This window comes from Streptomyces sp. NBC_01429, from assembly GCF_036231945.1.
Lineage (GTDB): Bacteria > Actinomycetota > Actinomycetes > Streptomycetales > Streptomycetaceae > Streptomyces.
Map to the genome: position 1 here is coordinate 5,205,429 of NZ_CP109599.1, position 19,737 is coordinate 5,225,165.

Sequence of the window (19,737 nt, forward strand, 5' to 3'; positions counted from 1 at the left end):
GGGCTCCTGGTGCGGGTGCGGGTCTAGGTGTGGGTGGTCGAGGGCGTGGGGTTCCTGTCTCACAGGATGTCCTCGTCCGTCATCGCGTCCGGCGCCGACGACTCCGGTGCTGACGACCCCGGCGCCGACGACTCCTGCGGCGGCCCCCCGTGCGTCCACGGCGTCTCCTCCGGGTCCGGGAGTTTCGGGCCGCCCCGCTGATCGTGTTCGAAGAGGGTCCAGGCGATCAGGTCGCCCTTCGCCGGGACCGAGCCGGGCGCCGGTTCCCTGGTGCGGCCCATGCGGTCGGTCAGCCGCAGGAGCAGGGTGCCGTCCGTCTCGTCGACGGCCCGGACGAACTCGGCCGACTGCGGCTTGCCCTCCAGCGAGCGGTAGACCTTCGTACGCTCGCCCAGGTGCGGGCGGTCGTCCGTGCGGACCGTGATCAGGGGGCGCGGGCTGGGGCGCTTGCTCTCGCTGTAGGCCATGACGACCTCCGTGACCTCGCCGAGGAACGCCTCGCCGGAGAGCCTGCGTCCGGCCAGGACCAGCGGGTCGTCCAGAGCCTCCTGTGCCTCCAGCTGCGCCTGCGCGCTCTCGCGGGAGGCCAGCTTCTGAGCCGCCGTCACCGCGTCGTCCCGGCGGGGCTGCGGCGGTTCCCCGGCGCGCACGCGGTCGCGGTGGCCGGTGAACGACCAGCGGTCGCGGGTCCAGCGGTCGGCGACCCTGGGGCCCTCCGGCAGCACGCGCAGCAGATCGAGGCCGTCCCACACGGCGTCCCAGGTCGGCCGCATGACCCCGGCCAGCAGCTCGCGGATCCGCCGCTCGGCGGCGGTCAGCCGGGCGAGCTGCTCCTCGGCGCCGGGGCCGTCCTCGGCCGCCGCGAGCGTCTGGCGTGCCCGGTCGTAGGACTCGATGGCCGGGGCCAGCAGCCGGTTGTCGAAGGCCGGATCCGTCGCGGGGCCGGCCGGCGGGCACAGCAGCTGTCCCTCCCGGTCCCGGTCCAGCTCCGCGCGCAGCGCCGCTTCCCCGCCCGTGAGCCCCTCCGGAGGCGCGAGCCAGGCCAGGAGCGCGCCCAGATGCTGGTCCTCCAGGCTGGACTGGCCCGTCGCCCAGTGCCGGTTCAGCAGATCGGTCGCCGCGAGCAGCAGCGAGGAGCCGGGCACCCGGGCGCGCTCCCCGTAGTGCGTCAGCCAGCGGCCGAGCAGCGGCACCCGAGGGGGAGCGGGGTACGGCGTGTCCGGGTCGTCCTCGGCGGTGCGCCGGAACCGCATGGACCGGCCCAGCAGCCGTACGAAGTCGAGGCCGGGGCGGCTCGGCACGATCAACTGCGGCGCGTCCACGCACAGCTCGACCTCGACCTTGACGCGCTTGCCGGTCTCCGGGTCCGTCTCGTTGCGCTCGGCGGGCTCGATCACATCGGCGTACGCGTCCAGATACGGCAGGACGGCCTCGGCCAGCTCCCCGAGGAACGCGAACCGCAGATCACGGTCGCGCGGCTGCGCGACCGTCAGCAGCCGGGGCGAGTCCCGGTCCGTGCCGACGAGCGCGCCGAGCGGAGCACCGGCCTCGCCCGAGGTGGTGAGCGGCACGAGCACGAGCGGCCGGTCGGAGATCCGGCGGTGCCGGACGGTGGCCAGCGGCTGGGCCTGCCCGCTCTGCACGGCTTCCAGCCGCGCGAGCGTACTGATCAGCGACATCAGTCCTCCCTCCCGACGGAATTCCCCGCGAAGTTCACTGCGGAATTCTCTGCTGACCGCTCTGCCGAGTTCCCCGCTGACCGCCCCGCGAACGCCAGCGCCTCCGCCCGCAGCGCCGCCGCTCTGCGCAGCGCCGCGACCGTCGGATCGGCCGGGTCGCCCGCCTCGCCGCGCGCCGCCGCCAGGACCTCGGGCACGGTGGTCAGGGCGCCCAGCTCGCCCCGTACGCTCCGGCCCAGCGCCTCCACCGCGTCCGCCGCGCGGGCCCGGGAGCGGCAGTGGAAGGCCAGTTCGCAGGCGGCCAGGCACTCCGGGGCGTAGGCGGCGGTGACCGACTCGACGGCGCCGGCCAGTTCCTCGCCCGTGCGGTCGCCGACGTCGAACGTGGTGCCCTCGGGGAGCGCGGCGGCGATGTCCTCGATCCGGGCCAGCCGGGTCAGCTGGCGGCGCGTCACCGAGAGCTGTTTGCGCACGTCCACGACGGAGGCCGTCGGAAGGTTCGAGAAGTCCTTCGGGCAGACCAGCAGGACGCGGTGGCCGACCTCGGCGCCCCGGGTCAGCTCGGCGACCCGCTCCAGCGCCAGTACGTACACCGCGGCCTGCCGCGCCGCCGCGCCGACCTTCGCCGCGTCGGCCGAACCGTCGATCATCGGGAAGGACTTGATCTCCACGACCGTCCAGCGGCCGTCGGGCCGCACCACCACCGCGTCCGGCTCCAGGTACGCGGGCGATCCCGCCACCTCCAGGGCGAGCAGCGGATGGTCCAGCAGCGCCCAGGCCCCCGCCTCGGTGGCCTCCCGCAGCGCCAGCGCCGTGCGCGCCGTCCGGCCCTCGGGACCGGCCGCCGCCAGGTCGGGGACGAGCACCTCACCGGGCCCGGGTACGGGGACCCCCTCGCCGAGCCGGTCGGCGAGGAGCCGCATCAGCTCCGTACCGCCGTCGGCCTTGACCCGGGCCTCGAAGGCGTTCCCGCGCATGAAGGCGAACTGGGACTGGCCGAACGGCGCCGGTGAGCCGAGCGCCGTCGCGAGCGCCGCCTTGTCGACCCCCGCGCCGTCCAGCAGAGCGCGCCGTCGGCAGCCGGGGTTGGCGGCGAGCGCCGCCAGCGCGCGGGCGTCCAGGGGACGTGGCGGGACGGTGGGGCCGCGCAGCTCAGCGAGTCGTCGCCGGAGCGTCGTCGGTGGAGGCGCCGACGGCGTCGGTGGTGCTGGTGCGGGTCCGCTGCCCGGGGAATCGCTCACCCGCGGAAGTCTCGCATCCACCGCTGACAATCGGGGTGGAACGGGGTGCCGGGGACGGATCCGGGGCCGGGACCGCGGACGGCGTACGCGCCGCCGTGAACCGGGCCCGCGCCCAGCTCCTGGTGTGGTCGGCCGCCCGCATCGCGGGCCTGGTCAGCGCCGCTCCCGCGGCCATCACAGCGACCCCCGCGACGGCGTCGAGGAAGTAGTGGTTGGCGGTCCCCATCACCACGACGGTGATCACCACCGGATAGGCCACGCCCAGCCACCGCACCAGCGGGCTGCGGGCGTGCCGCCACAGCAGCACCCCGCACCACACGGCCCAGCCGACGTGCAGACTCGGCATCGCCGCGTACTGGTTGGTCATCCCGCCCAGTCCGCGCGGCGCGCTCGCCTCGGTGCCCCACCAGCCGTACGAGCTGTACTGCGCCATCGTGTCCACGAAGCCGTGCCCGGCGTCGAGCAGCCGGGGCGGGCAGGTGGGCAGGAGGGTGAAGCCGACGAGACCGAGCAGGGTGGAGGCCATCAGCCAGGTGCGGGCCGCGCGGTAGCGGGCCGGGCGGCGGCGGAACAGCCAGATCAGCACGGCCGGGGTGACCAGGTAGTGCAGCGAGGCGTACGCGAAGTCGGCGGGTATCCCGATCGCGGGGGTGCTGGTGAACAGCCGGTTGAGCGGGTGTTCGGCGTTGAGGAGGAGCGCCTTCTCCACGCGCAGGATCGCCAGCCCGTGATCGACCGCTGTCGACACGTCGCCGCGCGCCAGCAGCCGGCCCGCCGAATACGCGCCGTAGACCACGACGAGCAGGATCAGCTCCGTCCACCAGCGGGGCCGTGGGCGGGGCAGCGGTCTGTGGGTCGCGCTGGCGCTGTGCGGCATCCGGGACGGTCTCCATCATATTTTCGTGCTGCTGTCGGCCGACGTTCAACCGTACGGTGCATTCGGCCGACTCGCTCGGCCGGGTGTACCCCCGCCGCCGTGTTCGACCGGGACACCTCCCGGACGCCCTGTGGGACGCCGGGACGCCCCTGACGGTTGCCTCTCGTTCAGGTGCGTGATGATGGAACGGCACCGTTGTGAACCCAGGGAGTACCACCATGGCACCGCGTATCCTGCTCGCCCGGCACGGCCAGACGGCCTGGTCGCTGTCCGGACAGCACACCGGCAGGACGGACATACCTCTTCTGGAGGAGGGCCGCCGCGGCGCCGAACTGCTGGGGGAGCGGCTGCACCGTGAGCCGTGGTCGGGGCTGGCTGACGTGGAGATCCGTACGAGCCCGCTGGCTCGCGCGGCCGAGACCTGCGCGCTCGCGGGGTTCGGCGAGCGCGCCGAGCCGTGGGACGCGCTCATGGAGTTCGACTACGGCGCGTACGAGGGCATGACGCCCGCGCAGATCAAGGCGGACCGGCCCGACTGGTTCATCTGGCGCGACGGCGTTCCGGACGGTGAGACGCTCGCGCAGGTCTCCGCGCGCGCGGACGAGGTCGTCGCGTGGGCGCGCTCGGCCGACCGTGACGTACTGGTCTTCGCGCACGGCCACATCCTGCGCGCGATCGGCGCGCGCTGGCTGGGCGAGGACATCTCGTTCGCGGCCCGTATCCGGCTCGACCCGACGTCGCTGTCGGTGCTCGACTGGGCGTACGGCCTGCCCGCGATCCAGGTCTGGAACGACACCGGACACCTGGCGCCCTGAGCCCGCCCAGTCGGCGTCCCGGGCATCGGTTCACAACCGCACGTTCGTCGAGGTGTGCCGCTCCAGGAAGGCGCCCACCTCCGGCAGCCGCCGCTGCGGCAGCAGGACGCGGGCGGTGGACGCGAGCTTGGTCTGGATACGGGACGACTGGACCTCGTCCAGCAGGTCGAGCACCTGGTGGCCCGCCGCCGCGGCCTCGTCGGGCGCCCCCGCCCTGGCCAGATAGGTGGCCAGCTCCGCGCGGTAGAGGGCGAGGTTCCTGGTGAAGTGGGGGGCCTGGAGGACGGTGGCCCGGTACGCGTGACGGGCCGCCCGCGCCCAGTCGCCCAACGCCTCGTGGCAGAGCGCCTCCTGCGACTCCAGCTCCGGCTCGCCGAAGAAGGACATCCACTCGGGGTCGGCGTCGCGGGGACCCTCGTCGAACAGGCTGTGCGCCTGGGCGAGGGCCTGGTCGCACCCCGTACGGTCGCCGAGCCCCGCCCAGCCGGCCGCCTCCCGCAGCGCGAGCAGCGACAGCAGCCGGGGCGAGCCCAGCGACGCCGCCGCACGTCTGCCCGCCTGCGCGGTGCGCACGGCCTCCCGGCAGCGGCCCGAATCCCGGGCCAGGAACGACGTGTTGCAGAAGGCGTGCGCCTCCAGTGCCGCGTCGCCCGCCACCCGCGCGGTCGCCAGCGCCTCCGCGTAGTACGAGCGCGCGTCGTCGAGGCGGCCGGAGTCGTGGGCCAGCCAGCCCACCGAGATCGACAGCTCGCCCGCGCCGGAGTGCAGCCGGTCGGCGGTGGACTGACGGGCGGTCGCGCCCGCGTCCAGCAGCGCGTACGCGGCGCGCAGCGGCTGGGCGGCGCGCCGGTAGAGCCCGTCGGCGCCGTGCCGGTCGTCGAGCAGTCTGATTCTGCGTACGGCGTCCTCGACGGCGTTCACCTCGGCCTCGCCGACCCGGCGCGGCGCGGGAATGGCCAGCGGCCCCGGCGGCGGGGAAGCGGCCCCGGCGGGCGCACCGCCGAGACCGAGGGACGCGGCCATCACCGTGACGGGGCCGCTCGTCATGAATGCGCGACGCAGCACGTCGCTCTCCTCGCTGGTGTCGCTTGTTCCGCCGGAAGCTCCGGACACGCGATACGTGCCGGACGTGCCGTACGTGCCGGAAACGCCGTACGTACCGGACGCGCCGGTGTCGCCGTGGCCGTCCGGGCCGGCGGAACGGGGAGGGGCAGGGTCGGTGACCCGCGCCGCTCTGCCACGTACCTCCGCACGTGGCGAGAAGCCCAGGTCCTTCAGGGTCAGCCCGGGGAACATGTGCAGGAAGACCCGTTCGTACGCGTAGTTGGGACAGCGGATCTCGCCGGCCTCCACTCGTCCGATGTAACGTGCGTCGCACGCCACTTGCTCATCGATCTCACGGGCGGCCCTGCGCACGGCCGCCGCGAACTCCCCCGGCGAGCGCTGTGCGCGCAGCCGGCGGAACGCGTGGTTGGGAACTGCCCGAGACGACGCCATGGCCGAGCCCTCTCCTGGTACAGCCGTGGGCGCCCACGGGCCCGGTGCCTGGCAGGACATGGTTCCGCGCCGCCCAACTCCGGTTGTTCCGGCGGATCAAGAACGTACCGTCTGTGACGGGCTTTATACATAGAGTTTTGCTACAAATCGGATTTCTCGCCCACGATCTGCCATGAACTGCCATCCTTTGCGGCGGCGTGCCGCCGTAGCTGTTGACGCCGTAACGCGTTGAACCGTATGGAGTCGCCCAGTGCGTCCGCACTCGACGAGGAAGGGTGTTCCCTTGTTGAAGTTGGAGGTCGGTATGGAGTTCAGCGCGCGTTCCGGGGACACCGGGGAGCCCTGTGATCTGGTGACGGTGCCCGCCCGGCAGGGGCTGGAGGCGGTCGACATCCTGCGTCGCGGCGCCACCCCGGTGGTGGGGCCCGTGCTGCACGACGGGCCGTGCGACACCCTCGGCTTTCTGGTGCCGCCCGGTACGGCCGAGGAGTGGGACGTGCCGGGCAGCGCCTGTACGCAGACCAACGGGCGCGGCCTGCGGATCCCCACGGAGCCGCCGGTCACCGGCTCGGACTGGCTCCTGCCGCCCGAAGCGGCGGGCCCGGTCACGGATCCGGTGGTGCTGCGGGAGGCCCTGGGGGAGGCGGCGCGGCTGATCGAGGCGGCCGACCGGTGTTCGTAGAGACCTGAGCGGGATCCGGGGGCGGCCGGAGCGGGACCTGGGCGGGACCCGGGTTCCCGGCGGTCCGCTCGCGGGACCGATAATGGACGGGTGGCAAAGAACAGGCGCCGTGGGCGCGGCGAGGCCGAGTCCGTCGTCGAGACCGTCGACGGCGGGGTCGCCGAGCTGCGGCCCGACCGGGAGCACCCCCGCGCCTGGACGCTGCTGATCGACGGCGCTCCGCAGTCGCACGTCGACCTGGACGACCCCGCGCGGCTCTCCTTCGAGTACCAGCGCAGATTCGGCCATGTCGCCGACCTGGTCGCCCCGGCCGGCCGGCCGCTGCGCGTCGTGCACCTCGGCGGCGGCGCCTTCACCCTCGCCCGTTACGTCGCCGCCACCCGCCCCCGCTCCACCCAGCAGATCGTCGAACTGGACGCGGCCCTCGTCCGGTTCGTCCGCGAGCGCCTGCCGCTCGACCCGAACGCGCGGATCCGGGTCCGCTCCGCCGACGCCCGCGCCGGGCTCGGCAAGGTGCCCGACGGGTGGGCCGACCTGGTGATCGCCGACGTGTTCGGCGGCGCCCGTACGCCCGCGCATCTGACCAGCACCGAATTCCTGCGGGAGGTGCGCAGGGCGCTGCGCCCGGACGGCTGGTACGCGGCCAACCTCGCCGACGGGCCGCCCCTCGCCCATCTGCGCGGCCAGATCGCCACCGCCGCCGGGGTCTTCGGGCAGCTCGCGCTCGCGGCCGATCCGGCCGTGCTGCGCGGGCGGCGCTTCGGCAACGCCGTACTGGTCGCTTCGGACGGCGAGCTGCCCGTCGCCGAGCTGACCCGCCGGATCGCGGGCGACCCGCACCCCGGGCGGGTCGAACACGGCCGGGCCCTCACCGACTTCACCGGCGGCGCCCCCGCCGTCACGGACGCGAGCGCCAAGGCGTCGCCGTCGCCGCCGGCCGGGGTGTTCCACACCTGACGGCGCGCGGGCCCGCCGCCCGGCTCCGACGGCACCGCGCCCCTACTCTCAGCGGCCGTACCGTCAGCGCCCGTACCGTCAGAGCCCGTACCGTCAGCGGTCGTCGAACTCCACCGTCGGCGGATGGTCGTGCCAGGTGCAGAAGACCGACACCTCGCGCCCGTCCCGCGTGAACGTCACCCGGATCCAGAACGGTTCCGTCCACACCTGCATCTGCCAGCCCGCCTCCGGTGTCGCCGAGACCAGCTCCGCCGAGGACTCACCGAGGTCGAGGACGACCCGGCCGCCGTCGACCGCGTAACTCTCCACCCGGCCGGACGCGCCCTTGGCGTCCGCCTCGCCGCCCCCGTCCGGGGTCTTCTCCGGAGTGCCGGGAGCGGCCTGTCCGTTGGTGTCCGGCGGCGCGGACGCCGACGAGGGTACGGAGGGCGCGGAGGGGGCGGACGGGGTCGGCTTCGCCGTCGGGCTCTCGGGCCGCCGGGTCGAGGACGCCACGGGCGCTGGCCCCGGCTCCGCCGAGCTGTCGACGGGCAGCGGCAGCGCGCGCGGCGGATCGTACGCCGTGCCCGCCATCACCGTGTGGACCCCCCACCACGACAGGGTCACCGCGGCGCCCGTGGCGAGCAGCCATGCCGTCGTGTGTATGAGTCCGGTGCGCATCGGGGCCATAGTGCACCACAGGTCCCTCACCTGTCCCACGGGTCCCGAAGGAAGGCCAACTCCCGCCGGTACGGCCGCCCGAGCCGGGCCCGGCCGCGCGGAGCGGGCTCCCCGCGCCCGCCGGATGGCGTACGGTGCCGCCCATGCCCAGTGTGCTCGTCGTCGAGGACGACCAGTTCGTACGCTCCGCCCTCATCCGGCACCTGACCGAGGCCGCCCACACCGTGCGGAGCGTCGGAACGGCCCTCGAAGCGCTGCGTGAGGTGGCCCATTTCCGCTTCGACGTGGTCATCCTCGATCTCGGCCTGCCCGATCTCGACGGGGCGGAGGCGCTGAAGATGCTGCGCGGCATCACCGACGTACCCGTGATCATCGCCACCGCCCGGGACGACGAGTCGGAGATCGTACGGCTGCTCAACGACGGCGCCGACGACTACCTCACCAAGCCGTTCTCGGTGGAACACCTCTCGGCCAGGATCGCCGCCGTGCTGCGCCGGGCCCGCGCCACCGCCGAGGAGGCCGCGCCACCGAGCGTCGTCCGGGTCGGCGGGCTCGCCATCGATCCGCTGCGCCGCCAGGCCGAGCTGGACGGCACGCGACTCGACCTGACCCGGCGGGAGTTCGACCTGCTGACCTTTCTCGCCAGCCGCCCCGGGGTGGTCGTGGCGCGCAAGGAACTGCTCGCCGAGGTGTGGCAGCAGTCGTACGGCGACGACCAGACCATCGACGTCCATCTGTCCTGGCTGCGCCGGAAGCTGGGGGAGACGGCGGCCCGCCCGCGCTATCTGCACACCCTGCGGGGCGTCGGGGTGAAGCTGGAGCCGCCCGTATGAGATGGGCCCTGGTCAAGGTGGTCATCGCGGTGACCGTGATGGTCGTGGTGGCCTTCGCCGTCCCCCTGGGGCTCGTCATCAAGGAGATGGCCAGGGACAGGGCCTTCTCCAACGCCGAACGCCAGGCCGCCGCCATCGGGCCGACCCTCTCCATCACCACCGACCGCAACGCGCTGGAGCGCGCCATGGCCTCCACCCAGGCCGGCGCGGACGGCCGGATGGCAGTGCACGTGCCGGCCACCGCCTCCGGTGGCGCGCGGGACGCCGATGCGCGGGAGACCGAGGTCACGGAGACGGAGGCCCTGGACACCGAAGTCCCGGAGACCGAGGCCCTGGAGACCGAAGCGCTGGAGACCGAGGCCCTGGAGATCGGGACCAGCCGGGCCGCCGAGAAGGACCTGCGCACCGTCCAGCGCACCCCGCGCGCCGCCATGGCCGGGGCCCCCGGCGGCTCCGTACTCCTCCAGCCCACCGCCCTCGGCTCGGGCCGGATCGCGGTCGTCGAGATCTACGTCCCCCGGGAGGAGGTCACCAACGGCGTCACCACCGCCTGGCTGGTCCTCGCCGGCGTCGGCCTCGCCCTGGTCGTCGGCTCGGTCGCGGTCGCCGACCGGCTCGGCGTACGGGTGGTCGAGCCGGCGCAGCGCCTCGCGGGCGCCGCGCACGCCCTCGGCGAGGGAAAGCTCGGCGCGCGGGTCCCCGAGGAGGGACCGGCCGAACTGCGGTCCGCCGCCGTCGCGTTCAACTCCATGGCCGACCAGGTCGTCGGGCTCCTCGCCAACGAGCGCGAACTCGCCGCCGACCTCTCGCACCGGCTCCGTACCCCGCTCACCGTGCTCCGCCTCAACGCCGCCTCGCTGGGCGAGGGACCGGCCGCCGACCAGACCAGGGCGGCCGTCGCCCAGCTGGAGCGCGAGGTCGACACGATCATCCGCACCGCCCGCGAGTCCAAGCCGCAGACGGTCGCGGCCGGACCCGCCGGTGGCTGCGACGTCTCCGAAGTCGTCCGGGAGCGCATGGACTTCTGGTCGGCGCTGGCCGAGGACGAGGGCCGTACGGTGCGGCTCGCGGGCGTCGGCAGCCCCGTACGCATCCCGGTCGTACGGACCGAACTCGCCGCCGCGCTCGACGCGTTGCTCGGCAACGTCTTCCGCCACACCCCCGAAGGCACGGCCTTCTCGGTCGACGTGCACAACGGGGAGGACGCCGTGATCGTCCTCGTCTCCGACGCGGGCCCCGGCATCGCCGACCCGAAGGCCGCGCTCGCCCGCGGCAACAGCGGCGGCCGGGACGGCTCCACCGGCCTCGGCCTGGACATCGTCCGCCGGGTCGCCGAGTCGACGGGCGGCGACGTACGCATCGGACGGTCCGTGCTCGGCGGCACCGAGGTACGCGTCTGGATCGGCCTCGACGGCTGGCGCGCCCCGGCCGAACCGCGCCGGGGCCACCGGCTGCGCCGCCGCCGGCGCGGGGCACCGTCCCGGGCGGACGCGCAGCCGCCGGCCGGGCCCCCGACGCCCGCCCCCTAACCCGCCCTCATGTGCTCCTTAAGCGATCCCTAAGAACCCCGAAGCCCCCTCGGAACGAGCCTCTCGCCCCGCCCGGACGCGCTAACGTGCGGAGCGAGGACGAAGCGTCCCAGTGCCGCGCGTCCCGGCCGGAAACCAACCCCCCACCCGGCCGGGACGCGCATCGCGGTCCCCGCCGGGACGCGCGTCCCGGCCGCCCGCACCCCCTCGTCCGGGTCAGTCCAGCGGCGCATCCGGCAGCTCCCCCGTGGCCGCCAGCCTCGCGTACCAGCGCGCGCTGGACTTCGGGGTACGGCGCTGCGTCTCGTAGTCGACGTGGACCGCGCCGAAGCGCTTGCCGTACCCGTACGCCCACTCGAAGTTGTCCATCAGCGACCAGAGGAAGTAGCCGCGCACATCGGCCCCGTCCGCGATCGCCCGCCGCACCGCCGACAGATGGCCGTGCAGATAGCGGATCCGGTCCGGGTCGTGGACGACGCCGTCGGCGTCCGGCTTGTCGTCGTACGCCGCGCCGTTCTCGGTGACCATCAGCGGCAGCCCCGGCGCCTCGCGGGAGTAGTGCGTGAGCAGGTCGTACAGCCCGCTCGGATCCACCGGCCAGTTCATCGCGGTCAGTTCGCCCGGCGGCTGGTGGAAGGCGACCGACTCGGCGCCGGGCCAGGGCGAGTGGTCGCTCGCCCCGTGGCCGTCGTGGCGTTCGGCGGTGGGGTCGGTGGCCTCCGAGACGACGGCGGGCTGGTAGTAGTTGATGCCCAGCGAGTCCAGCGGCTGCCGGCACAGCGCCTCGTCGCCGCTCTGCACGAAGGACCAGTCGGTCAGGCGCGCGGTGTCCGCGAAGAGGTCCTTCGGGTACGCGCCGCCCAGTATCGGCCCCGTGAAGATCCGGTTGGCGAGCGCGTCGATCCGGCGGCGCGCGTTCAGGTCGCCCGCCGACCGCGTACGGGCCCGTACGGCCGACGGGTTGAGGCTCACCGAGACCTGCCCGGTCGCCGGGAGCACCGAGCGCAGCGCCGCTGTCGCGAGACCGTGGCCGAGATTGAGGTGGTGGGCGGCGCGCAGGGCGGCCACCGGGTCCGTACGGCCCGGGGCGTGCACCCCGGAGGCGTACCCCAGGAAGGCGCTGCACCAGGGCTCGTTGAGCGTGGTCCAGCGCGTCACCCGGTCGCCCAGCGCCTCGCCGACGCAGCGCGCGTACTCCGCGAAGCGGTACGCCGTCTCGCGCTCCGGCCAGCCGCCCGCCGCCTCCAGCTCCTGCGGGAGGTCCCAGTGGTAGAGGGTGAGGACGGGCTCGATGCCGTGGTCCAGCAGATCGTCGACGAGCCCGCGGTAGAAGTCCAGACCGCGCTGGACGGCGGGGCCCCGGCCGGTGGGCTGGACGCGCGGCCAGGAGACCGAGAAGCGGTACGCGTTGACGCCGAGGCCGGCCATCAGCCGTACGTCCTCGGCGCGCCGGTGGTAGTGGTCGACGGCGATGTCGCCGGTGTCGCCCCGTTCCGTCTTGCCGGGCGTATGGCTGAACGTGTCCCAGATGGAGGGCGTACGGCCGTCCTCCTGGGTCGCGCCCTCGATCTGGTAGGCGGCTGTGGCGGTGCCCCACAGGAAGCCGGGCGGAAAGGTGTCGGACATGATGCAGCTCCCAGTGACCGTAGGGATGGGGGGTGCTGTGCGTGGGAGCCCGCACGCGGGTGCGTGGGCTCCCGCGCTCAGCCCTTGACGGCGCCCTGCATGATCCCGCCGACGATGTGCCTGCCGAACAGCACGAACGCGATCAGCAGCGGCAGTGTGCCCAGCAGCGCGCCGGCCATGATCACCGACTGGTCGGGGATATAGCCGCGGCCGAGCCCGGTCAGCGCCACCTGCACGGTGGGGCTGCCGTTCTGGGTCAGCGCGATGATGGGCCAGAAGAAGTCGTTCCAGGCCATCACGAAGGTGAGCATCCCGAGCACGGCCATCGCGGGCCGCGCGGCGGGGAAGACGACGTGCCACACGACCCGCCAGCTGCTCGCGCCGTCCACGCGCGCCGCCTCGATCAGCTCGGTGGGCAGCGCGCCGATCAGGTACTGGCGCATGAAGAACACCCCGAAGGCGCTGACCAGGGTGGGCAGGATGACGGACTGGAGCTGATCGGTCCAGGACAACTCGGCGACCAGCATGTAGAGCGGCACGACGCTGAGCTGCGGCGGCACCATCATCGTGCCGATCACCAGCAGCAGAAGCAGGTTCTGGAACCGGAAGCGCAGTTTGGCGAAGGCGAAACCGGCGAGCGTGGAGAAGAGCACCGTACCGGCGGCGATGGACCCGGCGACGATCGTCGTGTTGAGCAGCGCCGTACCCATGTTGGCGTCGGTCCAGGCGATCTCCAGGTTCTTGAAGAGATTGCCGCCGAACCAGAACGGGGGTGGTGTCTGGGCGAGCCGGGTGTTGTTGCGGGACGCGGCGACGGCCGTCCACACCAGCGGGAAGAGGGAGCCAACGCTGAAGAGGGTCAGGATCGCGTAGGTGACGCGCCCGCCGTGCAGCTGCCGGCCCGCGCCCTTCCCGCCCCTGCCGGGCCGCAGCTTCCCGGGCCGGGCCGGGCCGGGCCCGCCCTCCGCGGGCAGGTCCTTCCCGAGTTCGCTCTCGTCGAGAGTCCGCGAAGTCGTCGACATGTCTCTCCCCTACGAACTCTTGCGCAGACGGCGGGCGACGGCCCAGTTCACCGCGCCGATGACCAGCAGGATCAGGAACATCGTCCAGGCGATGGCCGAGGCCCGGCCCAGGTGCAGATTCACCCAGCCCTGCTCGTAGAGATAGAGCCCGAGCGTCTGGAACTGGTGATCGGCCCCGCCGGTCGCGCCCGCCGCCCCGTTGAACAGCAGCGGCTCACCGAACAGCTGGGTCGCCCCTATCGTCGAGACCACGACCGTGAACAGGATCGTGGGCCGCAGCGACGGCACGGTCACATGGATGAACTGCTGCCAGCGCGTGGCCCCGTCCAGCGCCGCCGACTCGTAGAGATCGTCGGGGATCGACTGCATCGCCGCCAGATAGATCAGCGCGTTGTAGCCGGTCCAGCGCCAGATGACGATCGTGGACACGGCGAGCTGCGAGGTCCACGCGCCGTTCTGCCAGTCGACCCCGTCGATGCCGGCCATCCCCAGCGCCCAGTTGATCATCCCGTAGTCGCGGCCGAAGAGGAGGACGAAGACGAGCGTCGCCGCGGCCACCGAGGTGGCGTACGGGGTGAGGACGGCGACCCGGAAGAACATCGAGCCGCGCAGCCGGTAGTTGAGCAGATGGGCGATGCCCAGCGCCATCAGGAGCTGCGGCACGGTGGAGATCACCCCGATGGTCAGGGTGTTGCGCAGCGCGTTCCAGAAGAACTCGTCGCTCAGCAGCCGCGAGAAGTTCCGCAGCCCCACCCACTCCATGTCGGTGGGCGCGGTCAGCTCCACCCGGTGGAGCGAGGCCCAGCCCGTGTAGAGGAGCGGGAAGAGGCCGAAGGCCAGGAAGAAGACGAAGAACGGGGCGACCAGGGCGTACGGGCTCCACCGCACGTCCCGGCGGTACCAGCGGCTGCGCCGCTCCCGGCGCCGCTCCGCCGCGCGGTCCTCGGCGGGGGCCGCGTCCGGGGCCGGGGCCGCGCCCTCCTGGTCGGAGGGCGCGGCGGCGGGTGCGTCACTGGCCATCGTCACTGGTCCAGTGCGTTGTCGATCGCCTTCACGGCCTTGTCCCAGCCGTCCTTGGGGGAGGTGCCCTTCTGGTCGACCTGGAGCATGCCGACATCGGCCAGGTTCTGGGAGATGATGCCGTCCTTCGGGCCGAGGATCTGGACGGGCACGCCCTTGGCCGCCTGCGAGAAGATCTCACCGATGGGCGCGTTGTCGAAGTACGGGTGCTTGGCCCGCTCCACGGCGGGCAGCGCGTACGCGGCTTCGGCGCTGGGGAAGCTGCCGCGCTTCTCGAAGAGGGTCGCCTGCTGTTCGGGCGCGGTCAGCCAGGCGGCCAGCTCGGCGGCGGCCTCCTTGTTCTTGCCGGCCTCGGGGACGGAGAGGAAGGAGCCGCCCCAGTTGCCGGGCTTGGGCGCGGCGGCCACGTCCCACTTGTCCTTGCCGCCCTCCCCGGCCTTGTCCTGGATGTAGCCGAGCATCCAGGCGGGGCAGGAGATCGTGGCGAAGGCGCTGTTCGAGAAGCCCTGGTCCCAGGACGGGGTGAACTGCTGGAGCTTGGCCGTCAGCCCGCCCTGCGCGAAGGCGGCGGCGCTGTTCCACGCCTGCTTCACGGCCGGGTTGGTCTTGTAGATGACCTTGCCGTCCTCGTCGTAGAAGCGCTTGGCCTCACTGCCGGTGATCGCGGCCATCACTCCGCTCGCCGAGTCCACGAAGGCCGTTCCCTTGGGCGCCTCGGCCTTGAACTTCTTCCCTGTCTCCAGGTACTTCTGCCAGTCGCCGGCCCACAGCTCCCCGACCTTCGCGCGGTCGGTGGGCAGCCCCGCGGCGGCGAAGAGGTCCTTGCGGTAGCAGATGCCCTCGGGGCCGACATCGGTGCCGAGCGCGATGGTCTTCCCCGCCTGGTTGGTGGCCTGCGCCCACTTCCACGGCAGGAAGCTGTCCTTCTGGACCCCCTGCGCCTTGCCGAGGTCGACCAGCTTGTCCGCCTGGGTGGCGGTGACCTCGGCGATGTTGGAGACCTCGACGGCCTGGATGTCAGCGAGTCCGCTGCCGGAGCCCAGATGGGTGAGGAGCTGCGGATAGTAGTTCTCGTTGCGCTCGATGGACGTCTGCTTGATGACGATGTCCTTGTGGAGCTTCATGTACTGGTCGTAGAGCCCGGCCTCCTTCAGCCCGAAGGCGCCGAAGACCCCCACCGTGAGCGTGGTCTTGCCCTTGCCACCGCCGCCCTCGCCGGCCGTGGCGCCGCCGGCGGGTTCGTCACTGTCCCCGGCACAGCCGGCCAGGGTTCCCGCGCCGAGAACGGCGGCGGCCACCAGGGCCACCACGCGGCGGGACGAACGAGTACGTGTACGCATGGACGTCCTCCTAGTGCACCGACGCGCGCCGGCCTCCGGCCAACTGCTGGGGATGCCGTCCGCGGCTGGGAGGGGGGTTCCGGCGCGGTCGGGCCACGTACGGGGCATGTATGGGTCAGGTACGGTGGGAGCGCTCCCATGTGTGATGTGTTGAAGGGTCGCCCGTCCCCGTAGGGGTGTCAAGGGACCGGGCGGCGGGAGCTGACTGTTTATCCGTTTGTTGGACTACGGATGGTCTGAGCGGGGGGCACGGACGGCCGCACGGGGGGCGCGCCCGCGTCCTACAGGATTTCCGTGACCAGTCCCGCCGCGGCCGTGACCGCGGCGAGTATCAGGAAGAGGTCCGCGGACCGGCAGTGTCGAAGCCGCCGACCCGACTCGGCCTGCTCGCCGCGCGGTGCTTGTGCTCTTCCCGGCACGCGCTTCCTGATTTCGGCGACCGCCCTTTCGCTCGTTCCGAAGAAGGCGTCGACGAGGGAACCGCCGAAGGCGAAAGGGCGCACTTCGTCGCCCTGGAAGGTGGCGATCCGTATTCCGCCGCTGGAGGTCAGCTCCACGTCCCGTATGTCCTTGTAGGGAACGCGGTGCGTGCTGATCGCGTTCTCGACCAGCAGGAAACCGGTGTGCAGCACCAGACGGCAGCTGCCGATCCTGCGGAGCAGCGCACTGTTGACGCACAGGGCCGAGGCGAAGAACCACGCGGTTCCGTAGTCCTCCCGCGCCAGTGCCGCCAGGAGCACGACCACGTACATGGCCCACAGGAGGATGACCCCGGCCCAGCTCATCACGGGCCAGGAGCGGCGGCGCAGAACGAATCGTGCGGGAGCCACCGGGGGCTGTGCGCTGCGCAATGCGTGTCCTTCCGGCGGCCCTGCGGCACGCGGGGTAGGGGCAAGCAAGAAAATCGCCCCCGCGCCCTGTTTTCCAGGGCCCGGAGGCGATTTCGTAAGGGTGAGTAACGGGACTTGAACCCGCGACATCCTGGACCACAACCAGGTGCTCTGCCAGCTGAGCTATACCCACCACGCCCGGTCTTTTTCCCTGACCGGCCGAGAAAAAGTGTACAGGGTCCTTGAGGGTGCTCGCACCAGGCTTAAGAGCGCGCTGCTACCGCGCTCCCACCGGTCTCGCGCCGGGCTATTCCGCTCGCAGTACGTGCTTCGCCGCGATCTGCTTCGCCGTGTCGGAGTCCGGGCCCGGCTGCGGTACGAAGACCGCTTCGCGGTAGTAGCGCAGCTCCGCGATGGATTCGCGGATGTCGGCCAGGGCGCGGTGGTTGCCGCTCTTGTCGGGGCTGTTGAAGTAGGCGCGCGGGTACCAGCGGCGGGCCAGCTCCTTGATGGAGGAGACGTCCACGATGCGGTAGTGGAGGTAGCTCTCCAGCGTCGCCATGTCGCGCAGCAGGAAGCCGCGGTCGGTGCCGACCGTGTTTCCGCACAGCGGCGCCTTGCCCGGCTCCTTCACGTGCTCGCGTACGTACGCCAGGACCTGCTCCTCGGCGGCGGCGAGCGTGGTGCCGCCCGCCAGCTCGTCGAGGAGCCCCGAGGTGGTGTGCATCTGCCGCACCACCTCGGGCATGGTCTCCAGCGCCGCGTCCGGCGGGCGGATCACGATGTCCACCCCTTCGCCGAGCACGTTCAGCTCCGAGTCGGTGACCAGCGCGGCCACCTCGATGAGTGCGTCATCCGTCAGCGAGAGCCCGGTCATCTCGCAGTCGATCCACACCATTCGATCGTTCATGCGCCTTACCCTACGGTGCGCTCCGCTGGCCGGGCAGACTCGGACGGCCCAGACCTGTTGCGTACATGTCCGAACCGGGCTTCGTGTGGTCCGGTACGGCCCCCGGGCCCGACGTGTGGCCCGGCCCGTGGCCGGGCCCCCCGCCGTGTCCCTGCCCGTGGCCCGGCACGCCCGATGGAGCCGCCCGCCGGTTGTGCGGGGACGACTGCGCCGGTACGACCGACTCCATGACCCCCGGCGGCATCGGATCGCTCTGCGGGCGCCTGGCCCGGTAGGCGGACCGGTAGGCCGCGGGGGAGGAGCCGAGCTGGCGCCGGAAGTGGCCGCGCAGCGCCACCGGGGAACGGAAGCCGCAGCGGCCCGCGACCTCGTCGACCGAGTAGTCGGAGGTCTCCAGCAGCCGCTGTGCCTGAAGCACCCGCTGGGTGATCAGCCACTGGAGCGGCGCGCTCCCGGTCAGCGACCTGAACCGCCGGTCGAAGGTCCGGCGGCTCATGTACGCGCGGGCGGCCAGCGTCTCCACGTCGAACTGCTCGTGCAGATGCTCCAGCGCCCAGGCGACGACCTCGGCGAGCGGGTCGGAGCCGATTTCCTCTGGTAAAGACCTGTCCAGATAGCGCTCCTGACCGCCGCTGCGCCGGGGCGGTACGACGAGCCTGCGCGCGAGCGCGCCCGCGGCCTCGGCGCCGTGATCCGTCCGGACTATATGCAGGCACAGATCGATTCCGGCCGCCGTGCCGGCGGACGTGAGTACATCGCCGTCATCGACGAACAGCTCTCTCGGATCCACGTGTACGGACGGATAGCGCTTGGCGAGCGTCGGCGCGTACATCCAGTGCGTGGTGGCCGGGCGGCCGTCCAGCAGACCGGCCGCGGCGAGCACGAACGCGCCGGTGCACAGACCGACGATCCTTGCGCCTTCCTCATGCGCGCGACGCAGCGCGTCGAGTGCCTCCGGCGGTGGCGGTGACGTGATCGACCGCCATGCCGGTACGACCACGGTGCCGGCCCTGCTGATCGCCTCCAGGCCGTACGGCGCGGTGAGTTCGAGCCCGCCCGTGGTGCGCAGCGGTCCGTCCTCCCCGCCGCAGACGAGCAGGCGGTAGCGGGGAACCCCGGCATCCTGGCGGTCGATTCCGAACACGGAGAGCGGGATGGAGCTCTCGAAGATGGGGCCGCCGCTGAAGAGCAGCACGGCGACGACTTCCCGGCGTCGACGCCCGGAAAGCTTCCGTACTGACTCCGGTGCGGCAGTGGAGTCCTGGCTCATGGTGCTAAGCCCCCCTCGGTGTTCGCGTCTCCCCGTTCTTGTCGGGCCTTTCGCTCCTGCACGATTCCCCTCGGTTTTGCACGGGTCCCCAGCCGTCGATACTCATGATCGAATCTACTGTGTCCCGTGGTGCCGGCGTGACAAGTTCCCCAACCGGCGCTATGTCGACAAGGCAACTTGGCGCGAAGCATTCGATCACGAAGCGTTCCACTCGGAAGCCGAGAGTGGAAGTGGGCCTCACACGCATGGCCCGTCCCCGTAGGGTGCGGACGACGGTAGCGGTCCTTTCTTCCCTGGTGGCAAGGGGGTTGGCAGGCCATTTCACCAAAGGTTCTGCTCAAGTGCGAAGTTGGCTGAAAAGTGATGGGTATGTCTCAGTGGCGCCCTGAGTCCCCCGGCGCACCTCCCTCACGTACGCGCGAGCCGCGACGCGCCCCGGCCCACCGCGCCATGTGAACCGGTACGAGGCCCTCCGGATCGCGTGGCGATCCACGCTCCGCGCCCGCCCGGATTGGCGACTTCTGGACGCTCGGAACCCGGCGTGGTGTCTTGCGCGCGGCGGCGCCTCCGGCGCGCGGGGGTGTGCCGCAGTGTGCGCGGGGGTGTGCCGCAGTGTGCGCGGACCGGCGTACGGCCGCACGCGGCCCCCCGGCCGGGCGTGACCCTCTCCGGGGCCCCTGTTCGCCCCGTGGGCCCCCAGGGGCCCCAAGGGTGCCCCGTGAGCCCTGGGAGCGCCCCGCCGGACCGTACGGCGGATGCGGGCCGGCGGGGTCGGCGGGGACGGTGGTGCGGACGCGGGGGCTCCCTGGGGGCCGCGAGGTGGCCGTTGGCCAACGGGAAGCGGAACGCTACGGGCGCTCCGCCCGGAACGCTGTAAGGGGCATCCGCCATTGCGCTCCCGCGTGGGCTCGTGCATGCTCCCTGGAACGCCAGCGTGTGAGGCGCCGGG

The 19,737-nt window shown here is 72.5% G+C and carries 17 protein-coding genes and 1 tRNA gene; 5 read left to right on the forward strand and 13 right to left on the reverse strand.

Going from position 1 to position 19,737, the window contains the following annotated elements:
* Positions 1-59: 59 nt before the first annotated feature.
* Genes OG627_RS22955 through OG627_RS22965 form a run of 3 tightly spaced genes read right to left on the reverse strand, consistent with a single transcriptional unit; the run spans position 60 to position 3,797 of the window.
* Positions 60-1,679, reverse strand: coding sequence for a hypothetical protein (locus tag OG627_RS22955; RefSeq protein WP_329067984.1), 1,620 nt, complete (start codon positions 1,677-1,679; stop codon positions 60-62).
* Entirely contained in the window at positions 1,679-2,920 is a 1,242-nt protein-coding gene (locus tag OG627_RS22960) for a hypothetical protein (RefSeq protein WP_329067986.1), read from the reverse strand. The genes OG627_RS22955 and OG627_RS22960 overlap by 1 nt, the downstream gene beginning before the upstream one ends.
* On the reverse strand, positions 2,832-3,797 hold the full coding sequence (locus tag OG627_RS22965) for a phosphatase PAP2 family protein (protein WP_329067988.1): 966 nt from the start codon (positions 3,795-3,797) through the stop codon (positions 2,832-2,834). The genes OG627_RS22960 and OG627_RS22965 overlap by 89 nt, the downstream gene beginning before the upstream one ends.
* Positions 3,798-4,015: 218 nt before the next feature.
* On the opposite strand from OG627_RS22965, the gene OG627_RS22970 reads away from it, so the two are divergent.
* Positions 4,016-4,612, forward strand: a complete 597-nt coding sequence (locus OG627_RS22970) for a histidine phosphatase family protein (RefSeq protein WP_329067990.1) — start codon at positions 4,016-4,018, stop codon at positions 4,610-4,612.
* Between the two features lie 30 nt (positions 4,613-4,642).
* Here OG627_RS22970 and OG627_RS22975 read toward each other — a convergent pair whose 3' ends face one another.
* Positions 4,643-6,109 carry a tetratricopeptide repeat protein gene (locus OG627_RS22975; RefSeq protein ID WP_329067992.1) on the reverse strand — a complete coding sequence of 489 codons (1,467 nt, stop codon included), beginning with the start codon at positions 6,107-6,109 and terminating at the stop codon, positions 4,643-4,645.
* Positions 6,110-6,413: 304 nt separating this feature from the next.
* On the opposite strand from OG627_RS22975, the gene OG627_RS22980 reads away from it, so the two are divergent.
* Positions 6,414-6,791 carry a hypothetical protein gene (locus tag OG627_RS22980; protein WP_329072895.1) on the forward strand — a complete coding sequence of 126 codons (378 nt, stop codon included), beginning with the start codon at positions 6,414-6,416 and terminating at the stop codon, positions 6,789-6,791.
* A gap of 90 nt (positions 6,792-6,881) precedes the next feature.
* A complete protein-coding gene (locus OG627_RS22985) occupies positions 6,882-7,748 on the forward strand; it encodes a spermidine synthase (RefSeq protein ID WP_329067994.1) in 867 nt (288 codons plus the stop codon).
* Between the two features lie 93 nt (positions 7,749-7,841).
* Here OG627_RS22985 and OG627_RS22990 read toward each other — a convergent pair whose 3' ends face one another.
* A complete protein-coding gene (locus OG627_RS22990) occupies positions 7,842-8,417 on the reverse strand; it encodes a hypothetical protein (protein WP_329067996.1) in 576 nt (191 codons plus the stop codon).
* A gap of 134 nt (positions 8,418-8,551) precedes the next feature.
* Between OG627_RS22990 and OG627_RS22995 the strand changes: the two genes are divergently transcribed.
* Both OG627_RS22995 and OG627_RS23000 read left to right on the forward strand, forming a co-directional pair.
* Positions 8,552-9,241 (forward strand): response regulator transcription factor, encoded by a 690-nt coding sequence (locus tag OG627_RS22995; protein ID WP_329067998.1) that lies wholly within the window; start codon positions 8,552-8,554, stop codon positions 9,239-9,241.
* Positions 9,238-10,770: a sensor histidine kinase gene (locus tag OG627_RS23000; protein WP_329067999.1), complete on the forward strand. Its 1,533-nt coding sequence runs from the start codon at positions 9,238-9,240 to the stop codon at positions 10,768-10,770. Before OG627_RS22995 ends, OG627_RS23000 begins: the two co-directional genes overlap by 4 nt.
* 216 nt (positions 10,771-10,986) lie before the next feature.
* On the opposite strand, the gene OG627_RS23005 is transcribed toward OG627_RS23000, so the two are convergent.
* From OG627_RS23005 to OG627_RS23040, 8 genes are all read right to left on the reverse strand, one after another.
* Positions 10,987-12,396 carry a GH1 family beta-glucosidase gene (locus OG627_RS23005; protein ID WP_329068001.1) on the reverse strand — a complete coding sequence of 470 codons (1,410 nt, stop codon included), beginning with the start codon at positions 12,394-12,396 and terminating at the stop codon, positions 10,987-10,989.
* A gap of 77 nt (positions 12,397-12,473) precedes the next feature.
* Entirely contained in the window at positions 12,474-13,418 is a 945-nt protein-coding gene (locus tag OG627_RS23010) for a carbohydrate ABC transporter permease (protein WP_329068003.1), read from the reverse strand.
* A 9-nt stretch (positions 13,419-13,427) separates the two neighbouring features.
* On the reverse strand, positions 13,428-14,438 hold the full coding sequence (locus OG627_RS23015) for a carbohydrate ABC transporter permease (RefSeq protein ID WP_329068005.1): 1,011 nt from the start codon (positions 14,436-14,438) through the stop codon (positions 13,428-13,430).
* Between the two features lie 2 nt (positions 14,439-14,440).
* Positions 14,441-15,778 carry an ABC transporter substrate-binding protein gene (locus tag OG627_RS23020; protein WP_329068009.1) on the reverse strand — a complete coding sequence of 446 codons (1,338 nt, stop codon included), beginning with the start codon at positions 15,776-15,778 and terminating at the stop codon, positions 14,441-14,443.
* 281 nt (positions 15,779-16,059) lie between these two features.
* A complete protein-coding gene (locus OG627_RS23025; protein ID WP_329068010.1) occupies positions 16,060-16,629 on the reverse strand; it encodes a hypothetical protein in 570 nt (189 codons plus the stop codon).
* 99 nt (positions 16,630-16,728) lie between these two features.
* Positions 16,729-16,801, reverse strand: a tRNA-His gene (locus OG627_RS23030).
* 114 nt (positions 16,802-16,915) lie between these two features.
* A complete protein-coding gene (gene orn, locus OG627_RS23035) occupies positions 16,916-17,518 on the reverse strand; it encodes an oligoribonuclease (RefSeq protein WP_329068011.1) in 603 nt (200 codons plus the stop codon).
* A 10-nt stretch (positions 17,519-17,528) separates the two neighbouring features.
* On the reverse strand, positions 17,529-18,788 hold the full coding sequence (locus OG627_RS23040) for a GlxA family transcriptional regulator (RefSeq protein ID WP_329068012.1): 1,260 nt from the start codon (positions 18,786-18,788) through the stop codon (positions 17,529-17,531).
* Positions 18,789-19,737 lie beyond the last annotated feature (949 nt).

What these genes read in the sequence shown, in the direction of transcription:
- OG627_RS22955 (WP_329067984.1), bottom strand. Translation starts at nt 1,679, where the DNA reads ATGTCGCTGATCAGTACGCTCGCGCGGCTGGAAGCCGTGCAGAGCGGG.
- OG627_RS22965 (WP_329067988.1), bottom strand. Translation starts at nt 3,797, where the DNA reads ATGCCGCACAGCGCCAGCGCGACCCACAGACCGCTGCCCCGCCCACGG.
- OG627_RS22970 (WP_329067990.1), top strand. Translation starts at nt 4,016, where the DNA reads ATGGCACCGCGTATCCTGCTCGCCCGGCACGGCCAGACGGCCTGGTCG.
- OG627_RS22975 (WP_329067992.1), bottom strand. Translation starts at nt 6,109, where the DNA reads ATGGCGTCGTCTCGGGCAGTTCCCAACCACGCGTTCCGCCGGCTGCGC.
- OG627_RS22980 (WP_329072895.1), top strand. Translation starts at nt 6,414, where the DNA reads ATGGAGTTCAGCGCGCGTTCCGGGGACACCGGGGAGCCCTGTGATCTG.
- OG627_RS22990 (WP_329067996.1), bottom strand. Translation starts at nt 8,417, where the DNA reads ATGGCCCCGATGCGCACCGGACTCATACACACGACGGCATGGCTGCTC.
- OG627_RS22995 (WP_329067998.1), top strand. Translation starts at nt 8,552, where the DNA reads ATGCCCAGTGTGCTCGTCGTCGAGGACGACCAGTTCGTACGCTCCGCC.
- OG627_RS23000 (WP_329067999.1), top strand. Translation starts at nt 9,238, where the DNA reads ATGAGATGGGCCCTGGTCAAGGTGGTCATCGCGGTGACCGTGATGGTC.
- OG627_RS23005 (WP_329068001.1), bottom strand. Translation starts at nt 12,396, where the DNA reads ATGTCCGACACCTTTCCGCCCGGCTTCCTGTGGGGCACCGCCACAGCC.
- OG627_RS23010 (WP_329068003.1), bottom strand. Translation starts at nt 13,418, where the DNA reads ATGTCGACGACTTCGCGGACTCTCGACGAGAGCGAACTCGGGAAGGAC.
- OG627_RS23015 (WP_329068005.1), bottom strand. Translation starts at nt 14,438, where the DNA reads ATGGCCAGTGACGCACCCGCCGCCGCGCCCTCCGACCAGGAGGGCGCG.
- OG627_RS23020 (WP_329068009.1), bottom strand. Translation starts at nt 15,778, where the DNA reads ATGCGTACACGTACTCGTTCGTCCCGCCGCGTGGTGGCCCTGGTGGCC.
- orn (WP_329068011.1), bottom strand. Translation starts at nt 17,518, where the DNA reads ATGAACGATCGAATGGTGTGGATCGACTGCGAGATGACCGGGCTCTCG.
- OG627_RS23040 (WP_329068012.1), bottom strand. Translation starts at nt 18,788, where the DNA reads ATGAGCCAGGACTCCACTGCCGCACCGGAGTCAGTACGGAAGCTTTCC.